The organism is Buchnera aphidicola str. Sg (Schizaphis graminum) (assembly GCF_000007365.1).
Lineage (GTDB): Bacteria > Pseudomonadota > Gammaproteobacteria > Enterobacterales > Enterobacteriaceae > Buchnera > Buchnera aphidicola.
The window spans coordinates 153,740-177,110 of sequence record NC_004061.1 but is presented as its reverse complement, the minus strand read 5'-3'; the positions used below and the strand labels follow the sequence as shown (position 1 = coordinate 177,110).

Below are 23,371 nucleotides of genomic sequence, written 5' to 3'. Positions count from 1 at the left end.
TTTATTATATTAATATAATCAAAAAAAGGATGTAAAAATTTAAAAACAACTAATAAAAAACATTTCTATGATAAAAAAGAACATAAAACTAAAATAAAAAACAAATTAATACCAACAAACATCGTTGATATGTAGCATTTTACATTACCATTAACGCTTTTTAATACAATTGAGTTAGTTTTTTTAATAAATGCAACAAAAAAAGTAGGAAAAAAATCAAATGGTTCATAGGATAAAATTTTAGATATAAATAAATAAGGATGAATAAATAAAATTTTATAAAAAAAATCAAAATACCATCCATTTAATAAAAATTTGTGAATTAATTTAATTATTTTGAATTTTAAAAATCGAAAAAACCAAAATGGTTGTTTAATCCAAATGTGATAAGCAATAAATATACCTAAAAAAGATATAAAACTAGATATTATTTCATATAAAAACTTACCATTTTCTAAACTTTTTACCATCGGAAAAACATAAAATAGGGGTAATCTTATTATAAAATAACCAAACATAGTAGAAAAAAACAATAAAATTAACAACGGTAAATTATGTGCTAATCTTTTATTAGAAAAAACAAAAGAAACACTACTTCTATGAAAAATAACAAAAATCATTCTAAATGTATAAATAGATGTCAAGAAAGAACAAAATAAACCGATTAAAAACAAATTAAAATAACCATCTTTTAAAACACTAAATAAAATATTCCCCTTGCTGTAAAAACCTGATGTGATTAAAGGAAAAGAAACTAAAGATGCACCTCCCACCAAAAAAGAAACATATAAAAGAGGACATTTTGAACTGACCTTACTTAAATTAAATATATTTTTTTCATTATTACAAGAGAGAATTAAAGAACCTGAAGATAAAAATAACAATGCTTTAAAAATAGCATGTACAATTAAATGAACAATAGCTGCCGTCCATGCTTTGACACCTAAAGCTAAAAACATATATCCTATTTGACTCATAGTAGAATATGCAAGAATACGTTTTATATCTTGTTGAACTAAAGCTGAAAAACTAGAAATAAATATTGTTATTATACCAATCAAACTTATAAGATATAATATTTTTGGAGTTAATAAGAATAAAAAATGTGTTCTTGCTATTAAGTATACACCTGCTGTTACCATAGTAGCTGCATGTATTAAAGCAGAAACAGGAGTAGGACCAACCATAGCGTCAGATAACCAAGTATGCAATGGTAATTGGGCTGATTTTCCCATTACTCCTAATAATAAACATAGTGTAAGAACATTTAAATCAAAACAATCTTCTACATTTAAAAAATTTGATAAAAATTTAATTTCTTGAAAATTAAAAGTACCGTATTTATTATATATTAAAAACATTGAAATGATTAAAAATACATCTGAAATTCTAGTGAAAACAAATGCTTTAAGAGCACAAGAAGTATTATTAGTAGTTTTATAATAAAAACCAATTAATAAATAAGAACATATACTTACAATTTCCCATCCTAAATACATAAACAAAAAGTTATCTGCTAAAACTAGCAATGACATACTTGCTATAAATAAATTAGTATACGCAAAAAAACGCGAATAACCTTCCTTATCTTTCATATACCAAGTAGAAAAAATATGTATTAATAATCCTATTCCTAGAATCATAGCTAACATACTTAAAGATAATCCGTCTAAAATTAGACTACAATCTATATCTAATTCGTTAATAGAAATCCAACTGAATAATTTTTGAGTAAAAATTTGAGATGAATAGTTTATAAAACCTGTAATATAAAAAAAAGTAATAATTAAGGAAACAAATATTGAAGATATACCTATAATATTTGTGTTTCTTTCAGAAATAGTTCCTTGTATAAGGGACAAAAATAAAAAACCTATTAATGGAAATAAAATTATCAAGAAAATAATATTCATCCACTCATCTCACTTAAAGCATTAATGTTTAACGTTCTTTGACGTCTATAAAGTTGTAGTAATAAAGCTAATGCTATACTAGCTTCAGACGCAGCTAATGTAATAGCAAGTATATACATTATTTGACCATCGGACTGTTTCCAATAACTTCCTGATACTACTAATGCTAATGCAGCAGCATTCATCATTATTTCTAAACTAATTAACATAAATAGTATGTTGCGACGAACTATAAGAGATGTCAAACCTAAAATAAATAATATTAATGATAAAAATAAACCATGAAACAAAGAAATCATAAAATATTACCCTTTTAATAATGAAAATGATTATTTTTTAATTCATTTTTTTTCTTTTCCAATATGGAAAACGACAACTAAAGCAGATAATAAAAGCAAAGAAGAAAGTTCTACTAATAATAAATACGGACCAAATAAATTAATACCTACTTCTTTTACATCAATTAAACTAAAATATATTTGTTTATCTTTAACAAAAAAAATAGCATATGTCATTAATAAAAATAATATTAAAGACAAAAAACTTGGACCAATCCAAAAAATAGGATTTAAATACTTTTTTTCCTGAAGATCATTTTTTTTACCAAGATTAAGCATCATAATTACAAAAACAAACAAAACAATAATTGCTCCAGCATAAATAACAACTTCTAAAGCACCAGCAAAAAAAGCTCCAAATATAAAAAAAATACCAGATATTGATAAAAGAGAAATTATTAAATATAATAAAGAATATACTGCATTTTTTTGAATAATAACTAATAAAGTAGAAATAACAGCTATCAAAGAACATGCGTAAAAAACAAATTCCATTGAACTAATCCTCTCTATGGTAATAAATCTTTCACATTTACAGGTTTTAATTGACCTTCTAACTTATCTACCTTCTTATCTTTGATAACTACACCAGAAAAACGATAAAAATCATAATCCGGATATTTTCCTGGACCCGAAATTAATAAATCTTCTTTTTCATAAACTAAATTTTGTCTGTTAAAATCTGATAATTCAAAATCAGGCATAAGTTGAATAGCAGCTGTAGGACATGCTTCTTCGCATAATCCACAAAAAATACAACGAGAAAAATTGATTCTAAAAAATTTTGGATACCAACGACCATTTTTTTTTTCGGATTTTTGAAGAGAAATACAATCAACAGGACACACTACAGCACATAAATTACAAGCGACACAACGTTCTCCTCCATCAATATTACGTGTTAAAATCACTCGACCTCGATATCGAGGAGATAAATATAATTTTTCTTCTGGATACATTTTAGTTTCAGATTTAGAAAATATGTTTTTGAAAACCATCAAAATACTTCTTATTTGCAGTAAAAATCCAATAATAATTTCTTTTACAGTCATATAATTATCTCTTAATAAAGCTTATATTAATATAAAAAAAGCTGTTATAATTAAATTCAATAGCGTTAACGGTAAACAAATTTTCCATCCAAAAGACATTATTTGATCGTATTTAGGTCTTGGTAAAGATGCTCGAATTAAAATAAAAATCAAAATAAAAAAAACTGTTTTTAAAAAAAGCCAAAAAAAACTAGATCCCCAAAAACCAAAATATCCTCCAAAAAAAACTGTCGAAATTAATGCTGAAACTGTAATAATAGAAATGTATTCACCAATAAAAAATAAACCAAATTTCATACCAGAATATTCAATATGATACCCATCAGCTAACTCTTGTTCAGATTCAGGTTGATCAAAGGGATGTCTATGACAAAGAGCTATACCAGCTATAAAAAAACATAAAAAACCAAAGAATTGGGGTATAACATTCCAAACTTCTTTTTGACTATTAACAATATCTACTATATTAAAAGATCCTGATCGAGCTATTACACCCATTAATGATAAACCTAAAAAAACTTCATAGCTCAAAGTTTGAGCAGAAGCGCGAATCGCACCTAATAAAGAATATTTATTATTACTTGACCAACCAGCAAATAATACTGCATAAACTGATAAAGAAGCCATCATTAAAAAAAATAAAATTCCTATATTTAGATTTATTATCAAAAAATTAGGTGTAAAGGGTATTGTTGGAATAACTAACAATAAAGAAACAAAAGCTATAATTGGAGACAAAATAAAAATTGATTTTTTACTAAATTGAGGAACCCAATCTTCTTTGAATAAAATTTTAATCATATCAGCGCATAATTGTAAACTGCCAAACCAACCGACTCGATTAGGACCATGTCTATTTTGAAAAAATGCTAAAAATTTACGTTCCAAAATACTTAAAGTTGCTGCAAAAAAAATAATAAAAATTATAATCAACGTTATATGTAAAATTTGAAATAATATTTCATAAATATTGATTCCTAAAGAATTCATGACATAACTTCCCATAAAGATTTGACTTTTTCACCTATAAGAGAGATAGGAAATCCTTTTCTTCCTATAGGTAAACCTATGTGCTTTGAAGTTAAATGTTTAGACAATCGTATGGGTAAACGAAAATCTTGATTTAAACAATTAAACTCTACTATAGAATTTTTTTTAAGACCTAATTCTAATCCATCCAACTCACTAATTAATACGTATTCTAAGGGTATGTTTTGTTTTATAATAGATGAATATTGAGTTAATTCTTCATTTCCAAAAATATGATAATATGGAATGACATACCAGTATTTTTCTTTAATAAATTTTTTAGGAGAAAAATGAAAATAAATATCTAAAATTTTTTTATTACTTTTAAATAAATGAACGCCAGAATCACCTGATATTAATTGTCTTCCTATTTCTTTTTGGAATTTATTCCATGCTTGTGGTGAGTTCCATCCAGGAAACCAAGCAAATGGAATATGTGATATAGATTTGTTTGGCTGACTGTATCCTTCCATAGAAAACGAAAACATTGTATCAGCATCTTTTGGCTGAGAGGGCTCATGTATATTAATGTTTGCTCGTAAAGCTGTTCTACCACTTGACCGATGTGGAGAACGAGCAATTTTTTGACCATGAACGCGAAAAGAAGCATTAGGTCCAGCTGTTTTTATTTTTTTGAAAATAGGATATTTGTCAGAATATTCGGAAATAATATTATCTAAGTTTATCCAAGATATTTCTTTTTTTTCAATTTTACTTTTAATGAAAGATAACCATTTCCAACTTACATAAAGACAATTTTTTTTATCATAAAACATAGGATCATATACTTGAAAAAAACGCTGTGCTCTACCTTCAAAATTTACTATGGTACCTGAACTTTCTGTAAAATTTACAGAAGGTAGCGCAAATCCAGAATTTTTATATGTTTGAGTATATTGATGATCTATAGACATAATATTGTCATTTTTTTTAAACAAAACGTCACAATCATGTTTAGATATATAACGATATAAATCATATTCCATAAAAATTATAGCTTCGGCTTCTCTATTTTTTAGTTTTTTTAACGCATTTTCTATGGAAAAACCACCAAGTATTCCTAATCCTAAAGTATTTGAAGAAGAAGTTACAAAGGTTAAACCAACATGATTAATATTTTTTTGATTGATTGATATAGCTATATTTATAGAAGCTTGGATAATAGATTTGCTATAGACATGAGAACCAGAAATAATCAATACTTTCTTTGAAGATATTATTTTTTTTGCAATTAAAGATGCTTTTTTGCGCAAATTAGAATCTAAAAATGAAATATCCGGTAAATTTTTATCTAATTCATAAGCAATAGCACGTGCAAAACGTACTTGATTATCAATAGAAGAAAAATAAGACCAATCAGCAATGTTATCTAATTTAGTTTCATGCGTGTTAAAAATATAAAGATAATTCTTATAAATTTCTGAAATTTGAGATATAGGAGCAGCATTCCATTTTGGAATTCCATACAGTTCAGCTAAATCTTTAGCTTTATTCTTCATAGCTTGACGTACTGCTAAAGCAATACGAGGAGCTGTTTGTGTTAAATCTTCACCTAAAATCAAAATAGTATCATAACTTTCAATTTCTTTTAAAGAGGGGATATATAATTGATTATTCTTTAAAGTGTCTAAAATCAGCTTAATACAAGAATTTTCTTTATCAGACATTCCATTACAAAAATTCTCTTTACCAACTAATTCTTGTAAAGCAAAATTATTTTCTATACTAGAACGAATAGAGCCAACTCCAATTACATTTTTATAACGTTGAAAAAAATTTGTTGCATATTCAATTGCTTTGTTAAAATTTAATATATTTACATCATTTTCTTTCGTAGATAAAATAGGTTTTTTAGGTCTATTCTTTAAATTAGTATGAGAATATCCAAAACGTCCAAGATCACAAATTAAATAATGATTGATACTTTCATGATACCTATTTTCTATACGACGTATTTCACCATAACGTTCTCCAATACTAATATTACAACCAATACTACAATTTTGACAAATTCCTGGAGCATACTGCATATCCCATTTACGATTATACTTTTTAGAATGTGTCTTATCTGTAAACACTCCAGTAGGACATATTTCTATTAAATTACCTGAATGTTCATTTTCTAATACACCGTGTTCTATACGACCAAAATAAATATTATTATTCGCACCATAGACATCTAAATCAGTACCGTCTGCATAATCTCGATAATATCTAACACAACGATAACACCCAATACATCGATTCATTTCATGTTTGATAAATGATCCTAAATATTGATTTTTATGTGTTCTCTTAGAAAATCTATAATTTCGAAAGTTATGAGTCGTCATTACAGTCATATCTTGTAAATGACAATTACCACCTTCTTCGCATACTGGACAATCATGAGGATGATTTGTTAATAGAAGCTCTACAATATTACTTCTGAATTTCTTTGATGTATCATCGTTAATAGAAATAATAGTTCCATCAATTACAGGTGTCATACAAGACATAATCAACTTTCCTTGATTATCTAAAGAACTATTATACTGTGTCACAGCACATTGTCGGCATGCTCCTAAACTTCCTAATATAGGATGCCAACAAAAATAAGGAATGTTCAAACCAGACGACAAACATGCTTGCAATAAGTTATCTGATTCACTCATACAATATGCTTTTCCATCTACATAAATTTTAGCCATAATAGAAGAGTTCCAAAAAAAACTTTTATTTTTATAAAAATCTTTATATTAGAAATTATTTATATAAAAAATTAAACTTTTGAAGTAAATTCATTTGATTGAATTCCAAGAATATTTGAACATTTTTTTAATTTTTTTATGCTAATACCAGCTTCAAACTCTAAACGAAAATATTTTATAGCACTTTGTAAAGGTTCTACTGCACCAGGTGCATGAGCACAAAATGTTTTTCCTGGACTTAAATCTAAACATAACCTCTCTAAATTTTTGACATCATTTTTATGACCTTCTTTTTTCTCTAAACTTTCTAATATCTTTACAATCCAGGGTAATCCTTCTCTGCATGGTGTACATAAACCACATGATTCACGAGAAAAAAACTTTTCTATATTGCAAACTAAAGAAATCATATTAGTTTTATTATCTACAGCCATAGCAATAGCTGTTCCTAAACGACTTCCGGCTTTTGCAATACTTGTAAAATCCATCGGTAAATCTAAATGTTTTTCAATGAGAAAATCTGTTCCTGCTCCACCAGGTTGCCAAGATTTTAAAAATAAACCTGATTTCATTCCACGTGCATAATCTTCTAAAATTTCACGTGCAGTAGTTCCAAAAGGTAATTCCCAAACACCAGGATTATTTACTTTTCCTGAAAATCCCATTAACTTAGTACCAGTAGTATCAGTACTTTTAGATAGTTTTTTATACCAATTAACACCATGTAATACAATAGAAGGAACATTAGATAATGTTTCAACATTGTTAACACAAGTAGGTTTTCCCCATAGCCCAAATACTGCAGGAAAAGGTGGCTTAGCTCTTGGATTAGCTCTACGTCCCTCTAGCGAATTAATTAAAGCAGTTTCTTCGCCACAAATATAACGACCAGCTCCAGTATGTAAAAAAAGTTCAAAATTAAAACCACTATTTAAAATATTAGAACCAATAAAACCAAAATTAATTGCTTCTTGTATAGATTTTTTTAAAATATATTCAGCTTTAATATATTCACCCCGTAAAAAAATATAACCACGAGAAACATTTAAGGCAAACGCTGATAATAACATTCCTTCAATTAATTGATGAGGTATATTTTCCATTAAAAATCTATCTTTATAAGTTCCAGGTTCCATTTCATCAGCGTTGCATAATAAATAACGAATTTTAGAGCTATTGTCTTTAGACATTAAACTCCATTTTAAACCTGTAGAAAAACCAGCTCCTCCTCTTCCTTTTAAACCTGATTCTTTTATCAAATGTACAACATCTTCTGGACACATAGTTTTTAATGCTTTTTTTAAACTAAAATAACCATTTTTTTTACAATATTCTTCAATCCAAACTGTTTCTCGATCATTTCTTAATCTCCATGTTAACGGATGTGTCTCCTCAGTGGGGATAATATTATTCATTTATATAATTCCAGCAAATTTGGTATTAAATCTGGATTAAGGTGAGAATATAAATCTTCATTAATCATTATGGTAGGAGCTTTATCACAATTTCCTAAACAACAAACTGGCAATAAGGTAAATCTACCATCTACAGTAGTATTACCTATTTTAATAAATAAATAGTCTTCTAAAAATTTTTTTATTTTTTCATAACCAGTTAAATAACAAACCACACTATCACAATATCTTATGACGTTACGACCTACAGGTTGACGATAAATTTGACTATAAAAAGTAGCTACACTTTCTACTTCACTTGGATTAAGATTGAGTATGTTTGCAATTTCTATAATTGCTTGATCACAGACCCATCCTCGTTTTTTTTGAACAATTTTTAATGCTTCTATTGAAACTGATCTAGAATTTTCATAATATTTTTTTTGCTTTTCTATTTCATTAATTTCAAAAGTAGTTAAAGTAAATGTTGTAGAGATTTCTTTTATTTTTTTTTTTTTATCCATAATTATCTGTCCACATCTGACATGACAAAATCTATACTGCCTAAATATACAATTAAATCTGATATTAAACTTCCACGAATAACTGAAGGTATTTGCTGTAAATGAGGGAAACTAGGTGTTCGTATTCTTGTTCGATAACTCATTGTACCACCATCACTTATTAAATAATAACTATTAATACCTTTAGTTGCTTCAATCATTTGAAAACTTTCATTAGCTGGAATAACAGGACCCCAAGAAACTTGTAAAAAATGAGTAATCATTGTATCTATATCTTTTAGAACGCGTTCTTTAGGAGGAGGAGTAGTTAATGGATGGTCAGATTTAAAAGGACCCTCTGGCATATTTTTTAAGCATTGTTTTAAAATACTTAAACTTTGATATATTTCTTCTACTTTAATTATAACTCTCGAATAGCAATCACTGATACCTTGACCTATAGGAATTTCAAAAGTATAATTCTGATATCCAGAATAAGGACGCCACTTTCTTACATCTAAATCTAATCCTGTAGAGCGTAAACCTGATCCTGTTACACCCCATTGTAATGCTTCTTTTTGATTGTATTGAGCGATGCCTTTAGAACGCCTTATTAAGATTGGATTTTCTAAAGCTAATTGTACATAATATTTTAATCTTTTTGGCATCCATTCAAGAAATTCTTTTAATAAAACATTCCATCCTTTAGGAAGATCGTGAGCTACTCCACCAATCCGAAACCAAGCAGGATGCATACGAGCTCCAGTAATTGCTTCAATCAAATCGTATATTTTTTGACGATCAGTAAAAGCAAGAAAAACAGGTGTCATACATCCCACATCTTGAATAAAGGTAGAAATATACAAAAGATGACTATTTATTCTAAATAATTCAGATAACATGACTCGGATTACTTCTACTTTTTCTGGAACAGAAATATTAGCTAATTTTTCTACTGCTAAAACATAAGGCATTTCATTAACACAACCACCTAGATACTCAATACGATCAGTATATGGAATATAACTATGCCATGATTGTCTTTCTGCCATTTTTTCTGCACCACGATGGTGATAACCAATATCAGGAACACAATCTACAATGTTTTCACCATCTAATTGTAAAACAATTCTAAAAGCACCATGAGCAGAAGGATGATTAGGTCCTAAGTTTAAGAACATAAAATCTACATTATCATTTTTTCTTTTCATCCCCCACAACTCAGGTTTAAACCTTAGATTTTCCATTTCTAAATCTTCTTTTTGTTCATCTAAAAAAAAAGACTCATGCTCAGTTGCCCTAGCTGGATAATCTTTCCTCAAAGGAAATCCCTTCCATTCATTCGGCATAATAATATGAGTTAAATTAGGATGTTGATCAAAAATAATACCAAACATTTCCCATGTTTCACGTTCATACCAATTCGCATTGGGAAATAAACTAATAAAAGTTGATACATTTAAATCGTCTTTCAATAAAGGAACTTTAATCAGAATATCACTATTCCGTTCAATAGATATTAGATGATAAAAAATTGAAAAATCCGCTTCAGGTAAATTTAATCGATTTAATCGAAAACGTTCGTCTACACCATGCAAATCAAAAAGCATATTATAAGGCTTAGGTGAACTAGATAAAAATTTACCGACTTTCAACAATAAAGATTTATTAATCCAGATTACTGGAAAATCTATACAAGTATCCTGTACAACACAAAAATCTTTACCAAAAAAATGAAATAAATCTTTAAGAATTGATTTTTCTTCATACTCATTTTTATTTAAATTAGTATTTTTTTTTTTATTTTCATCTATCATAGATTTCTCATTTTTTCATTAACCTAAAAATTTTTAATATTAATAATATATTTACAAAAAATACGATCTAGTAGTATGAAAAATTTATATTCTTTTTAAAAAAAATTATATCTTTTCTGAAGTTGGAAGATTCACAACAGAAATTCTTTTTTTTCTGTTTTGAATTTTTTCTGATAACATTTTCTTGCGGTATATGCCTTGTTCTCCAACTACCCAAGATAAAGGTCTTCTTTCTTCATTAATTGTTTTTTGAAGTAATGTTAAGGCATGTATATATGCTTCAGGTCTTGGTGGACAACCAGGAATATAAATATCTACTGGTAAAAATTTATCTACTCCTTGTACAACAGAATAAATATCGTACATACCACCAGAATTAGCACATGCACCCATAGAAATAACCCATTTTGGTTCTAACATTTGATCGTATAATCTTTGAATAACAGGAGCCATTTTAATAAATGGTGTACCTGCAATTACCATAACATCTGCTTGTCTTGGAGAGGCTCTTAATACTTCAGAACCGAAACGTGCAACATCATGTACAGAAGTAAATGCTGTAACCATTTCAACATAACAACAAGATAAACCAAAATTATAAGGCCAAAGAGAATTTTTTCGACCCCAATTCACTATTTTATGAAGTAATTTAGTAACTTTACCCATAAGAATGTTTTTCTTTAAATATCCTTCTATAGGATCTATAGTAGATTGAGTTGTCTCATTCGGATAATGTCTCTGACTTTTTCTTTCTGCTCTAGTTAAAGTATAATTCATTTTTTCTTTCATCTAATTAAATCCTAAATATAATCAATGTCAATTTTTTTGATATTATCATGACGTAACCCAGTTTAAAGCTTTAATTCGGACTAAATAAAACAATGATAAAAGAAGAAAAAGTATAAATATAGTGGCTTCAACAAAACCGATCCACCCTGATTCAACTATACTAACAGACCATGCATATAGATAAAGTGCTTCAACATCAAAAATTACAAAAAAAATTGCAATTAAATAAAATTTTACAGAAAAATGAAGATGTGTATTACCTACTGAAACAACGCCAGATTCAAAAGGAGTATTTTTATATCTTGATAACGATCTTCCCCCTAAAAACCAACTTGTAAATAGCATAAAACAACAAAAAAATAAAGAAAAAAAAATAAAGTAAAGAAAAGATAAATATTCAGTCATATCTAATGTATTTTTCAGCATTATTTATAGTTCCTAATAAAATATAAAAATATTTTTATAACTATGATAATCAAACTATCTATTGTATCTTAGTAAAAATCAATAAAAAAATGCAATTTGTCTTAAAATGTAGAAATAGTTAATAAAAATAAAATATACATGAAAAATATGAAATAATAAATTATGTTTATTAAAATGAAAAAAAATTGAGGTTAAAAAAATTATTTTTTTATACTGAGACCTTGATGACGAGAAAAAAGACCCCATCTAATAATCATTAAACGATATATTAAAAACAAACCTATGTAGCTAAATTATAAAGCCAAAAAAAATGGCCGCATAAAGGTTGCAAACCCAATTTATCAAACAATCATAAATAGGAGAATTTCAATGGGCAAAATTATTGGTATTGACTTGGGAACAACCAACTCTTGTGTTGCCATTATGGATGGCAACAAACCGCGTGTTTTAGAAAATTCTGAAGGTGATCGCACAACACCTTCAATTATTGCGTATACTGAAAAAGGAGAAGTTTTAGTAGGACAACCTGCTAAACGTCAAGCTATCACTAATCCCAAAAACACATTGTTTGCTATAAAAAGATTAATTGGTAGAAAATTTAGAGATGATGAAGTTCAGCGTGATATCAAAATTATGCCCTATTCTATTATTAATTCTGAAAATGGTGACGCATGGATTGACGTTAAAAAACAAAAAATGGCACCTCCTCAAATTTCTGCAGAAGTACTGAAAAAAATGAAAAAAACTGCAGAAGACTACTTAGGAGAATCAATAAAAGAAGCTGTTATTACAGTTCCTGCTTATTTTAATGACGCTCAGCGACAAGCCACTAAAGATGCCGGTAGAATTGCAGGATTAGAAGTTAAAAGAATTATCAACGAACCTACAGCTGCAGCGCTTGCTTATGGCTTAGATAAAGGTGAAGGAAATAGGACTATAGCAGTATACGATTTAGGTGGAGGTACTTTTGATATATCAATTATTGAAATTGACGATGTTGATAAAGAAAAAACATTTGAAGTTCTTGCTACTAATGGAGATACCCATCTTGGTGGAGAGGATTTCGATAGTAGGCTAATTAATTATTTAGTTCAAGAATTTAAAAAAGAACAAGGTATTGACTTAAGAAATGATTCATTAGCAATGCAACGCTTAAAAGAAGCTGCAGAAAAGGCAAAAATAGAATTATCATCAGCACAACAGACTGATGTAAATCTACCCTACATTACAGCTGACTCTAATGGACCTAAACATTTAAATATTAAAGTAACTCGTTCAAAGTTAGAATCTTTAGTAGAAGATTTAGTAATGCGTTCTATTGAACCACTTAAAGTAGCGTTAAAAGATGCAGGACTGTCTGTTGGAGATATCAATGACGTAATATTAGTAGGTGGTCAAACAAGAATGCCTATGGTACAGTCCAAGGTAGCAGATTTCTTTGGAAAAGAACCTAGAAAAGATGTTAATCCAGATGAAGCTGTTGCAGTTGGTGCTGCAGTTCAAGGAGGCGTACTTTCAGGAGACGTTAAAGATGTTTTATTACTCGATGTAACTCCATTGTCATTAGGCATCGAGACTATGGGCGGTATAATGACTTCACTGATAAATAAAAACACTACTATTCCTACTAAACATAGTCAAGTGTTTTCAACAGCAGAAGACAACCAATCCGCTGTAACAATACATATACTTCAAGGTGAAAGAAAAAGAGCACTAGACAATAAATCTTTAGGACAATTTAATCTAGACGGAATTGAACCAGCACCAAGAGGAACAGCACAAATTGAAGTAACATTTGATATTGATTCTGATGGTATATTACATGTATCCGCAAAAGACAAAAAAACTGGAAAAGAACAAAAAATTACTATAAAAGCCTCTTCTGGTCTTAATGAAGAAGAAATAAAAAAAATGATTAATGATGCCGAAGCTAATTCTGAAGCAGATCGAAAATTTGAAGAATTAATTCAAGTAAGAAATCAAGGTGATCAATTAATACATAGTATTAGAAAACAATTAGATGAAAACAAAAATCAAATAGAAAAAAAAGAATTAGAAAAAATAAAATCAGCTTTAGATGAACTAGAAAGATCATTAAAGGGAGAAAATAAATCTGAAATTGAAAAAAATATTCAAAATCTCTTAAATATTTCATCTAAGCTAACAGAAATAAATCAAAAAAAATCAGAAGAAAATCTAAAAAAAGAAGATACATCATCTGAATCAAAAAAAGATGAAAACGTTGTAGATGCAGAATTTGAAGAAATAAAAGATCCTAAAAAATAATAAACTTCAATCTAAAAAAAGTCATTAGAGTATTTAAACCAGCACGGGCGTAGAAAAAATCTACGCCCGTGTACTTATTTTGAAAGCAGGAAGAATAGCAATATGGCAAAAAAAGATTACTATCAAATTTTAGGCATTCCAAAATCAGCTGAAGAACGAGAAATTAAAAAAGCTTATAAACGATTAGCAATGAAATACCACCCTGATCGTAATCAAGGAGATAAAAATGCTGAAAATAAATTTAAGGAAATAAAAGAAGCATATGAAATTTTAATTAATGAAGAAAAACGAACTGCATATGATCAATATGGACATGCTGCTTTTGAAAACGGTTACAATCAAAATAATACTTATAGTACTTTTACTAGTTCTACAGATTTTGGCGATATTTTTGGAGATGTTTTTGGTGATATTTTCGGAGGAAGCAGAAATCAAAGAGTGAAAAAAGGAGCCGATTTATGCTATAATATGGAAATCTCACTAGAAGAAGCCGTGAAAGGAACAACAAAAGAAATCCGTATTCCAACTTTTCAAAAATGCAAAACCTGTTATGGTATGGGAACAAGTACTGGAACTAAACCTAATGGATGTTCAACATGTCATGGCAAAGGTCAAATTCATATTAGAAAGGGATTTTTTACTGTTCAACAATCATGTCCTACATGCAATGGAATAGGTACAGTAATTAAAAATCCATGCCGTATGTGTCGAGGACAAGGAAGAATAAAAACAAATAAAACATTATCGGTAAAAATTCCACCTGGTATTGATACTAATGATAAAATTCGATTGAGTAAAGAAGGTGAAGCAGGAACAAATGGTGCACAACCAGGTGATCTTTATGTACAAATGAAGGTCAATAAACATCCTATTTTTGAAAGAGAAGAGAATAACCTTTACTGTGAAGTACCAATCAATTTTACTATGGCTGCATTGGGTGGAGAAATCGAGGTACCTACTCTAGATGGTAGAGTTAATTTAAAGATACCGTCTGAAACTCAATCAGGAAAACTTTTTCGCATTAGAGGAAAGGGAGTAAAATCAGTACAAAGTAGAAGTCGAGGCGATCTATTATGTCGCGTGGTAGTAGAAACTCCAGTTAATCTCAACGAAAAACAAAAGTATCTTTTAAGTGAACTAGGGAATAGTTTTAATGGATTTAGAGGAGATAAAAACAGCCCACGTTCGAAAAGATTTTTTGATGGTGTCAAAAGATTTTTTGATGATTTAACAAAATAAAAAAATTGTAAAGTATTGCTTCTTAAAAAAATTAGAGGCAATACCATTGTAAAAAATTAATTTTTATGCAATTTTGCAATCTTGAAAGACAAAATAGATTTATATCGTGCAGCTTTGTTCTTATGTATTAAACCTTTAGTTGCATATTTATCAATAATAGGTTGCATTTTCTTAAAAGCATCATATGATTTTTCTTTATCTCCAGAAGAGATGGCTAAACGAACTTTTTTTATAAAAGTACGCATTTTTGAACGTTGACTAGCATTTTTTTTACGACGTTCTTCTGAAATTATAGAATCTTTTTTAGCAGATTTAATATTTGCCAATTTTAACTCCCAAATATAAAAAATAATTTTTTAATAAATTAAAAATTTATCTATAAATAAAAATAATATTATATATTAGTAAGAATAATACATCAAAATTATTTATAAAATAAACAAAAATTTTTAATAACAAATCACTTCATTTCATTAGGTCAATTTAACAATGAAGCTCATACGAGGCATTCATAATCTAAAAAAAATAAATTCTAATTCAGCTGTAAGTATTGGAAATTTTGATGGAGTACATCTAGGACATCAAAAATTACTTTCTAATTTATACAAAATAGGAAAAAAAAACAACATATTAACTGTACTTATCTTATTTGAACCACAACCATTAGAATTTTTAAACAATAAAAACTCTCCTAAAAGACTTACAACAATACAAAATAAAATTAAATACATTCAATCATGGAAAATTGATATTATTTTATGTATTAAATTCAATGAATCTTTTTCATCTTTAAGCGCAGAAAAATTTATAAAAAATATTTTAATAACAAAATTGAATATAAAATTTATAATAATTGGAGATGATTTTAGATTCGGATCAAAAAGAAATGGAAATATATCTCTCTTAAAAGAAATTGGATATCAATATAACTTTAAAGTTATAGAAATCAGTTCATTATTATATAAAAATAAAATTAAAATAAGCAGCACTAATATAAGAAAATGTTTATTAGAAAACAAAATTGAACTAGCAAGAAAATTACTTGGTCGACCATTTAGTATCTCAGGTCGTGTAATTCACGGGAATAAAATAGGACGAAAATTAGGATATCCAACTGCAAATATATCATTACGTAAAAATATACCTTTAAATAACGGAGTATACGCTGTAAAAATCTCCTGTTTTTTTAATAAAAAATTTGTAGGAATATGTAATATTGGAATTAAACCAAGTTATTTTTCTTCTAAAAAACATAGACTTCTTGAAGTCCACTTATTCAATTTTAATTTGAATCTATATGAAGAAAAAATAGAAGTTTTTTTATACAAAAAAATAAGAAATGAATGTTTTTTTTCTTCTAAAAACAAATTAAAAGAACAAATTTCAAAAGATATTGAAATTGTTAAAAAATATTTTAACCTAATTTAAAATTAATATCAAAAATAAAGAGAAAGTTATGAATGATTATAAAAATACTTTAAATTTACCTAAAACACAATTTTCCATGCGAGCTAATCTATCTCAAAAAGAACCAAAAATATTAAAAAATTGGTATGATAATAATCTATATAAATTAATAAGACAAAAAAAAGAAGGTAAAAAAATTTTTTTTCTTCATGATGGACCTCCATATGCTAATGGAAACATTCATATTGGACACGCAGTTAATAAAATCTTGAAAGATATAATTATCAAATCAAAAAATATGTCAGGTTTCGATGCACCTTACATACCATCTTGGGACTGTCATGGATTACCTATTGAACAAAAAGTTGAAGAACAGATGGGTTTAAAAAGCAACAATATAATTACTACAATATTTCAAAAAAAATGTAGAAAATATGCAGAAAAACAAATAAAAAAACAAAAAAAAGATTTTATTAGATTAGGTGTAATTGGAGATTGGGAAAACGCACATCTTACAATGGATTTTAAAAATGAAGCTAATATAATTAAAACACTATCTAAAATTATCGAAAAAAAATATTTATATAAAGAATCTAAACCTATACATTGGTGTTTAAAATGTTATTCATCATTATCTGATGCAGAAATCGAACATTTTGATAAAGAATCAGATTCAATTTTTGTTGCTATAAAAAGTAAAAATAATAAAATTTTAAAAGAAGTATTAAATCTGAATATTTCAAGTGAAAAAGATATATATTTGCCTATTTGGACAACTACACCATGGACTCTTCCATCAAGTCAAGCTATTACAGTCAATCCAATTTTTGAATATCAAATAATAGAAACTAAAAAATACAATCTAATTTTAGCAAAAGAATTAGTTAAAAATGTAATGAAAATTTTAGAAATAAATCATTGGAATATTTTAAGTTCTTTTAAAGGTAAAATTTTAGAAGGAAAAAAGTTTTTACATCCATTTTTAGAAAATATTTCTTTACCCGTAATATTAGGAGATCATGTCAATCTTGATTCAGGTACAGGAGCTGTTCACACGGCACCAGATCATGGACCAGATGATTATATCGTTAGTCAAAAATATAAAATAAAAACAATGAATTTAGTAGATTTTAAGGGTAATTATATAAATAATATACATCCAAAATTAAATGGTGTAAATATTTTTCAAGCTAATGAAATAATTATAAATTTATTAATTAAAAAAGATTGTTTATTGCATCATAATATTTTAAAACATAGTTATCCACATTGTTGGAGACATAAAACTCCTGTTATATTTAGAGCAACTGAACAATGGTTTATAAATATTGATCAGAAAAAACTACGTTATAAAACTCTTGAAGAAATCAAAAAGGTATCATGGATACCTAAATGGGGAGGATCTAGAATAGAAGAAATGATAAAAAAAAGACCTGATTGGTGTGTTTCAAGACAAAGAAAATGGGGTGTACCAATGTGTCTTTTTCTGCATAAAAAAACAGGAAAAATTCATCCTGAAAATACCTTATTAATAAAAAAAATAATAAAAAAAGTAGAATTAGAAGGAATAGAAGCATGGTGGAAGATTAATTTGAAAGAAATGTTGGGTGAAACATATAACATGTATAATCAAACATTTGATATATTAGATGTATGGTTTGAATCAGGAAATACTCATACTGTAATAAAATATAAAAATAAAAAATACAGCAAAAATCATGCAGATATGTTTCTAGAAGGTTCTGATCAACATAGAGGATGGTTTATGTCATCGTTAATTATTTCTATGTTAGTAAAGAATCAATCACCATATTCTGAAGTTTTAACTCATGGTTTCGTAGTTGACAAAAATGGTCAAAAAATGTCTAAATCTATAGGAAATACTATTAGTCCTAATGAAGTAGTAAAAACATTAGGAGGAGATATTTTAAGATTATGGGTTGCTTCTTCTAATTATTCTAATGATATTTCTATTTCTAATGAAATTTTAAAACGTTCTTCAGATATTTATCGAAGAATAAGAAATACAGCACGTTTTATGTTAGCAAACATAAACGATTTTAATCCTCAAAAAAACACTGTTTTAAAAGAAAACATGGTCCTTTTAGATCGATGGGCTATAAGTCAAGCAAAAATAGTGCAAGAAGAAATCATTGAATTTTATAAAAAATACAACTTTCATGCCATCATAAAACGTTTAATGTATTTTTGCTCTATTGAAATGGGTTCTTTCTATCTTGATATTATAAAAGACAGACAATATACTTTAAAAACAAATAGTCAAGAACGAAGAAGTTGTCAAACAGCTATATACTATATAATCAATGCCCTCGTCCGTTGGATAGCACCAATATTATCATTTACTGCTGATGAAATCTGGAATCACTTACCTGGAAAACATGCTCAATATGTATTTACAGAAGAATGGTTTAATAAACTATTTGATTTAGATAAAAATGATTTATTTAACCGTGAATTTTGGAAAAATCTAATAGAAATGAAAAATGAAATAAATAAATTTTTAGAAACTGAAATAAAAAATAAAAATATAAACAATTCATTAGAGGCATGTTTAATATTATATGTAACCCCAGAAGTAAAGAAAACATTAAATATTTTAGGAGAAGAATTAAAATTTATATTCTTAACATCTAAAGTTAAAATAGAATTGTATAATACAGCACCAATAAATTCAACAAAAAGTAAAAAAATTTCTAATTTTAAAATATTTTTAAAAAAAATAAAAGAAAAAAAATGTCCAAGATGCTGGCATTATAATATTTTTATTGAAAATAATAATGATAAAATTTGTACACGTTGTATTTTAAATACTAAAGGAAATGGTGAAAAGCGCTTTTTTATATGAAAAGAAAATACTATTGGATATATATAAATATTATATTTTTTATCATAACAGTAGATTTTTATAGTAAAAAATGGATTTTAAATCATTTAAATATATATGAAAAACAAAAAGTATTTTTCATATTAAATTTATTTCATGTCCATAATTTTGGAGCAGCATTCAGCATCTTGTCAGATCAAAACGGATGGCAAAAATATTTCCTGTTAATATTTAGTATAATTATTATATTAGCAATTATAAAAATAATGATAAAATTTAAAAAAAAAGATAAAAATAAAATTCTTTCTTATTCTCTCATTCTCGCAGGTGCAATAGGAAATTTAATAGATCGTATTAACTATGGATTTGTAATAGATTTTATTGATTTACACTTTAAAAGTTGGCATTTTGCAACCTTTAATATAGCTGATTTCAGTATATTTATTGGCATGATTATGATCATAAAAAAAAATTATTATAATTCGTAATGAATCTATAATGAATTTTAATTATCAATTAAATAAATTTTGTTTGTAATAAAAATACAGTTTGAGAAAAATAGTGAATATTATATTAGCCAAACCAAGAGGTTTTTGCGCAGGTGTTAAAAGAGCTCTCTTAATAGTTGAAAATGCTTTAAAAATTTATAAAAAAACTATTTATGTTCAGCATGAACTAGTACATAATCAATATGTTATAGAAACATTACGTCAAAAGGGAGTTGTCTTCGTTGAAGATATTTCAGATATTCCAAATAATTCAATAGTAGTTTTTTCAGCACACGGAGTATCAAAAAAAATAAAAAAAAAAGCTATAAAAAAAAATTTAACAATATTAAATGCCACTTGCCCATTAGTGACAAAAGTGCATTTAGAAGTTTCTAAATCAAGTAAAAATGGCATAGAAACAATTCTAATTGGTCATAGAGGACATCCGGAAGTTATCGGTACAATTGGTCAATATGATAATAAAAAGGGAAAAATACATCTTATTGAAGATATAGAAGATGTTAATCAATTAACAATTAAAATAGATAAAAAATTAAATTTTTTTACACAAACAACCTTATCTATCAAAAATACTCAATCTATTATTTTAGCTTTGAAAAAAAAATTTTTAAATATATCTGGTCCTAAAAAAGAGGATATATGCTATGCAACAACAAATAGACAAAATGCAATTATTAAATTATCTAAAATAACTGATATAATACTTGTAATTGGTTCTAAAAATTCTTCTAATTCTAGTCGTCTTTCAGAATTAGGAAAAGAAACAGGTGTATTTACGAAACAAATTGAATCATTTTCTGATATTAAAGAAGAATGGCTAAAAAATAAAAAAAATATTGGCATTACAGCTGGTGCTTCCGCACCGGATATATTAGTAGAGGAAGTAATCAAACATTTAAAAAAACTAGGTTTTAAAAATCCACCAAAAGAAATGTTAGGAGATGAAGAAAAAACAATTTTTAAAATACCCAAAAATTTAAACGTACAAAATTAGAAAAATACAATTATGAAAAAAAAAATAACTCGTATCGCAATTACTGGTGCTATGGGACGTATGGGCCAGGTATTAATTAAAGAAATACAAAAAAATAAAAATACTGTTTTAACAGCGGCATTAGTAAAAAATAATCATCCCTTGATTGGTCAAAATATAGGAGAAAAAATCGGAATAGGTAAAACAAGCGTATCTATTAGTAGTGATATAAATATAGAAAAAAATGATTTTGACGTTTTAATCGACTTTACAAAACCAAGTGGTACGTTTTATTTTTTAGAACAATGCTATGAATTTAAAAAAAATATGATTATAGGAACCACTGGTTTTTCAGAGAAAGAAATTAAAACTATAAATTCATATGCTAAAAAAATTGCTTTAATTAAAGCATCAAATTTTAGTATTGGGATTAACTTATTATATCAATTAATTCAAAAAACTACTAAAATTTTAGGAAATACTTCAGATATTGATATTATAGAATATCATCACCGTAATAAAATAGATATACCTTCAGGAACAGCACTCAGTATTGGAGAAAATATATCAAAAGTCATGAACTGGGAATTAAATAAACACTCTTTGTATTATACAAAAGGTATAACAAAAAAAATCAGAGAAACAAAAAAAATTGGTTTTTCTAGTATAAGATCAGGAAATATTATTGGTAAACATACTGTTTTATTCTCAAGCTCTGATGAAGAAATTAAAATTACTCATAGTGCTTTTAATAGAGAGTCTTTTGCTAAAGGTGCTATTGAAGCAGCTGTATGGATTCACGAAAAAAAACACGGATTATTTAATATGAACGATATATTAAAAGATAAATTTTAAAGTATGCATATTAAAAAAATTTATAAAAATATAAATATTTACTACGATAATAGACAAAAATATTAAATTTAGTTAAAATAATATGCAATTTTTCATATTTTTTTAACGATTTTGTGCTTTTATTTAAAAATTTTTAAATGGAGGATGCTTTGGGCCAATTAGCAGTACTAGTTTTAGAAGATGGAACTAGATTTCATGGACGTTCTATTGGAGCTAAGGGGACAACTGTAGGTGAAGTTGTTTTTAATACATCAATAACTGGATATCAAGAAATCATTACTGATCCTTCCTATTCACATCAAATCGTAACATTAACTCATCCTCATATCGGCAATATTGGCACTAATTGTAACGATGAAGAATCATCAAAAATTCATATAAGAGGACTAATTATTCGTGATATGTCACCAATATCAAGTAACTATAGGAGCGAAAAAAGTTTTTCTTCTTACTTAAAAGAAAACAATATTGTTGCAATATCCGATATTGATACAAGAAAATTAACAAGGATTTTACGTACTAAAGGTTCACAAAATGGATGTATTATAGAAGACAAAAAAGAAAATTACAGTGTCGCATATCAAAAAGCAAAAAAATTTTTAAGTTTACAAGGATTAGATTTAGCTAAAAAAGTTAGTACTAAATTTATCTATAATTGGGATAAAGGCAGCTTTTTTATCAATAAATCAAAATCTAAACTTGAAAAGAAAAAAAAATTTTTATTCCATATTGTCGTATATGATTTTGGAGTAAAAAGAAATATATTACGTATGCTTGTAGATAGAGGATGCTATTTAACTGTAGTACCGGCTAAAACTGATCCCAAAATAGCTTTAAATTTAAATCCTGATGGAATTTTTCTATCTAATGGTCCTGGTGATCCAAGACCATGCGATTATGCTATTCATGCAATTCAATGTTTCTTAAAAAAAAACATTCCTATTTTTGGAATTTGTTTAGGACATCAACTTCTTGCATTAGCTAGTGGAGCTAATATTATCAAAATGAAATTCGGTCATCATGGTGGAAATCATCCTGTAAAAGAAATTAAAACAAATCGAGTAATAATCACATCACAAAATCATAGCTTTACCGTAGATGCAAAAAATATGCCAAATAATATTGCTATAACACATAGCTCACTTTTTGACGGAACATTACAAGGATTATGTTTAACTGATAAATTAGCTTTTAGTTTTCAAGGACATCCAGAAGCTAGTCCTGGACCACATGATGCTTCATCTTTATTTGATCATTTCATTAAATTACTCAATCAAGTAAAATTCAGTAATTAATTAGGAAAAAA

At 27.1% G+C, this 23,371-nt stretch carries 20 protein-coding genes; 8 read left to right on the top strand and 12 right to left on the bottom strand.

Features of this window, described 5'->3' with window-relative positions; genetic code table 11:
* Window positions 1-65: 65 nt before the first annotated feature.
* The 11 genes from nuoL to ndhC form a co-directional block, all read right to left on the bottom strand.
* Window positions 66-1,913, bottom strand: a complete 1,848-nt coding sequence (nuoL, locus tag BUSG_RS00840; RefSeq protein WP_011053692.1) for an NADH-quinone oxidoreductase subunit L — start codon at window positions 1,911-1,913, stop codon at window positions 66-68.
* The gene (nuoK, locus tag BUSG_RS00835) at window positions 1,910-2,212 is read right to left on the bottom strand and encodes an NADH-quinone oxidoreductase subunit NuoK (protein WP_011053691.1); all 303 of its coding nucleotides are present in this window, start codon (window positions 2,210-2,212) and stop codon (window positions 1,910-1,912) included. Before nuoK ends, nuoL begins: the two co-directional genes overlap by 4 nt.
* A gap of 42 nt (window positions 2,213-2,254) precedes the next feature.
* Window positions 2,255-2,746, bottom strand: a complete 492-nt coding sequence (gene nuoJ / locus BUSG_RS00830; RefSeq protein WP_011053690.1) for an NADH-quinone oxidoreductase subunit J — start codon at window positions 2,744-2,746, stop codon at window positions 2,255-2,257.
* Window positions 2,747-2,760: 14 nt separating this feature from the next.
* Window positions 2,761-3,303, bottom strand: coding sequence for an NADH-quinone oxidoreductase subunit NuoI (nuoI, locus tag BUSG_RS00825; protein ID WP_011053689.1), 543 nt, complete (start codon window positions 3,301-3,303; stop codon window positions 2,761-2,763).
* A gap of 21 nt (window positions 3,304-3,324) precedes the next feature.
* On the bottom strand, window positions 3,325-4,293 hold the full coding sequence (gene nuoH, locus BUSG_RS00820) for an NADH-quinone oxidoreductase subunit NuoH (protein ID WP_011053688.1): 969 nt from the start codon (window positions 4,291-4,293) through the stop codon (window positions 3,325-3,327).
* Entirely contained in the window at window positions 4,290-7,022 is a 2,733-nt protein-coding gene (gene nuoG, locus BUSG_RS00815; RefSeq protein ID WP_011053687.1) for an NADH-quinone oxidoreductase subunit NuoG, read from the bottom strand. The genes nuoH and nuoG overlap by 4 nt, the downstream gene beginning before the upstream one ends.
* 71 nt (window positions 7,023-7,093) lie before the next feature.
* Entirely contained in the window at window positions 7,094-8,437 is a 1,344-nt protein-coding gene (nuoF, locus tag BUSG_RS00810) for an NADH-quinone oxidoreductase subunit NuoF (RefSeq protein ID WP_011053686.1), read from the bottom strand.
* Window positions 8,434-8,922: an NADH-quinone oxidoreductase subunit NuoE gene (gene nuoE / locus BUSG_RS00805; RefSeq protein WP_044006081.1), complete on the bottom strand. Its 489-nt coding sequence runs from the start codon at window positions 8,920-8,922 to the stop codon at window positions 8,434-8,436. Before nuoE ends, nuoF begins: the two co-directional genes overlap by 4 nt.
* Before the next feature lie 20 nt (window positions 8,923-8,942).
* Window positions 8,943-10,736 carry an NADH-quinone oxidoreductase subunit C/D gene (gene nuoC / locus BUSG_RS00800; protein ID WP_011053684.1) on the bottom strand — a complete coding sequence of 598 codons (1,794 nt, stop codon included), beginning with the start codon at window positions 10,734-10,736 and terminating at the stop codon, window positions 8,943-8,945.
* A gap of 105 nt (window positions 10,737-10,841) precedes the next feature.
* The gene (locus BUSG_RS00795) at window positions 10,842-11,513 is read right to left on the bottom strand and encodes a NuoB/complex I 20 kDa subunit family protein (RefSeq protein WP_011053683.1); all 672 of its coding nucleotides are present in this window, start codon (window positions 11,511-11,513) and stop codon (window positions 10,842-10,844) included.
* Between the two features lie 57 nt (window positions 11,514-11,570).
* Window positions 11,571-11,951, bottom strand: coding sequence for an NADH-quinone oxidoreductase subunit A (ndhC, locus tag BUSG_RS00790; RefSeq protein ID WP_011053682.1), 381 nt, complete (start codon window positions 11,949-11,951; stop codon window positions 11,571-11,573).
* A gap of 369 nt (window positions 11,952-12,320) precedes the next feature.
* Here ndhC and dnaK point away from each other — a divergent pair, with 369 nt between their 5' ends.
* Together dnaK and dnaJ are read left to right on the top strand one after the other, a co-directional pair.
* A complete protein-coding gene (dnaK, locus tag BUSG_RS00785; RefSeq protein ID WP_011053681.1) occupies window positions 12,321-14,237 on the top strand; it encodes a molecular chaperone DnaK in 1,917 nt (638 codons plus the stop codon).
* Window positions 14,238-14,339: 102 nt separating this feature from the next.
* Complete coding sequence (gene dnaJ, locus BUSG_RS00780) at window positions 14,340-15,476, top strand: molecular chaperone DnaJ (protein WP_011053680.1); 1,137 nt, start codon at window positions 14,340-14,342, stop codon at window positions 15,474-15,476.
* A gap of 56 nt (window positions 15,477-15,532) precedes the next feature.
* On the opposite strand, the gene rpsT is transcribed toward dnaJ, so the two are convergent.
* The gene (gene rpsT, locus BUSG_RS00775) at window positions 15,533-15,802 is read right to left on the bottom strand and encodes a 30S ribosomal protein S20 (RefSeq protein WP_011053679.1); all 270 of its coding nucleotides are present in this window, start codon (window positions 15,800-15,802) and stop codon (window positions 15,533-15,535) included.
* 163 nt (window positions 15,803-15,965) lie between these two features.
* On the opposite strand from rpsT, the gene ribF reads away from it, so the two are divergent.
* The 6 genes from ribF (at window position 15,966) to carA (ending at window position 23,360) form a co-directional block, all read left to right on the top strand.
* Window positions 15,966-16,904: a bifunctional riboflavin kinase/FAD synthetase gene (gene ribF / locus BUSG_RS00770; protein ID WP_011053678.1), complete on the top strand. Its 939-nt coding sequence runs from the start codon at window positions 15,966-15,968 to the stop codon at window positions 16,902-16,904.
* A gap of 28 nt (window positions 16,905-16,932) precedes the next feature.
* Complete coding sequence (gene ileS / locus BUSG_RS00765) at window positions 16,933-19,749, top strand: isoleucine--tRNA ligase (RefSeq protein WP_011053677.1); 2,817 nt, start codon at window positions 16,933-16,935, stop codon at window positions 19,747-19,749.
* The gene (gene lspA / locus BUSG_RS00760) at window positions 19,746-20,216 is read left to right on the top strand and encodes a signal peptidase II (RefSeq protein ID WP_011053676.1); all 471 of its coding nucleotides are present in this window, start codon (window positions 19,746-19,748) and stop codon (window positions 20,214-20,216) included. The genes ileS and lspA overlap by 4 nt, the downstream gene beginning before the upstream one ends.
* A 73-nt stretch (window positions 20,217-20,289) precedes the next feature.
* Complete coding sequence (gene ispH, locus BUSG_RS00755; RefSeq protein WP_011053675.1) at window positions 20,290-21,231, top strand: 4-hydroxy-3-methylbut-2-enyl diphosphate reductase; 942 nt, start codon at window positions 20,290-20,292, stop codon at window positions 21,229-21,231.
* Window positions 21,232-21,243: 12 nt separating this feature from the next.
* Entirely contained in the window at window positions 21,244-22,065 is an 822-nt protein-coding gene (gene dapB / locus BUSG_RS00750) for a 4-hydroxy-tetrahydrodipicolinate reductase (protein ID WP_011053674.1), read from the top strand.
* A 149-nt stretch (window positions 22,066-22,214) separates the two neighbouring features.
* A complete protein-coding gene (carA, locus tag BUSG_RS00745; RefSeq protein ID WP_369665112.1) occupies window positions 22,215-23,360 on the top strand; it encodes a glutamine-hydrolyzing carbamoyl-phosphate synthase small subunit in 1,146 nt (381 codons plus the stop codon).
* Window positions 23,361-23,371 lie beyond the last annotated feature (11 nt).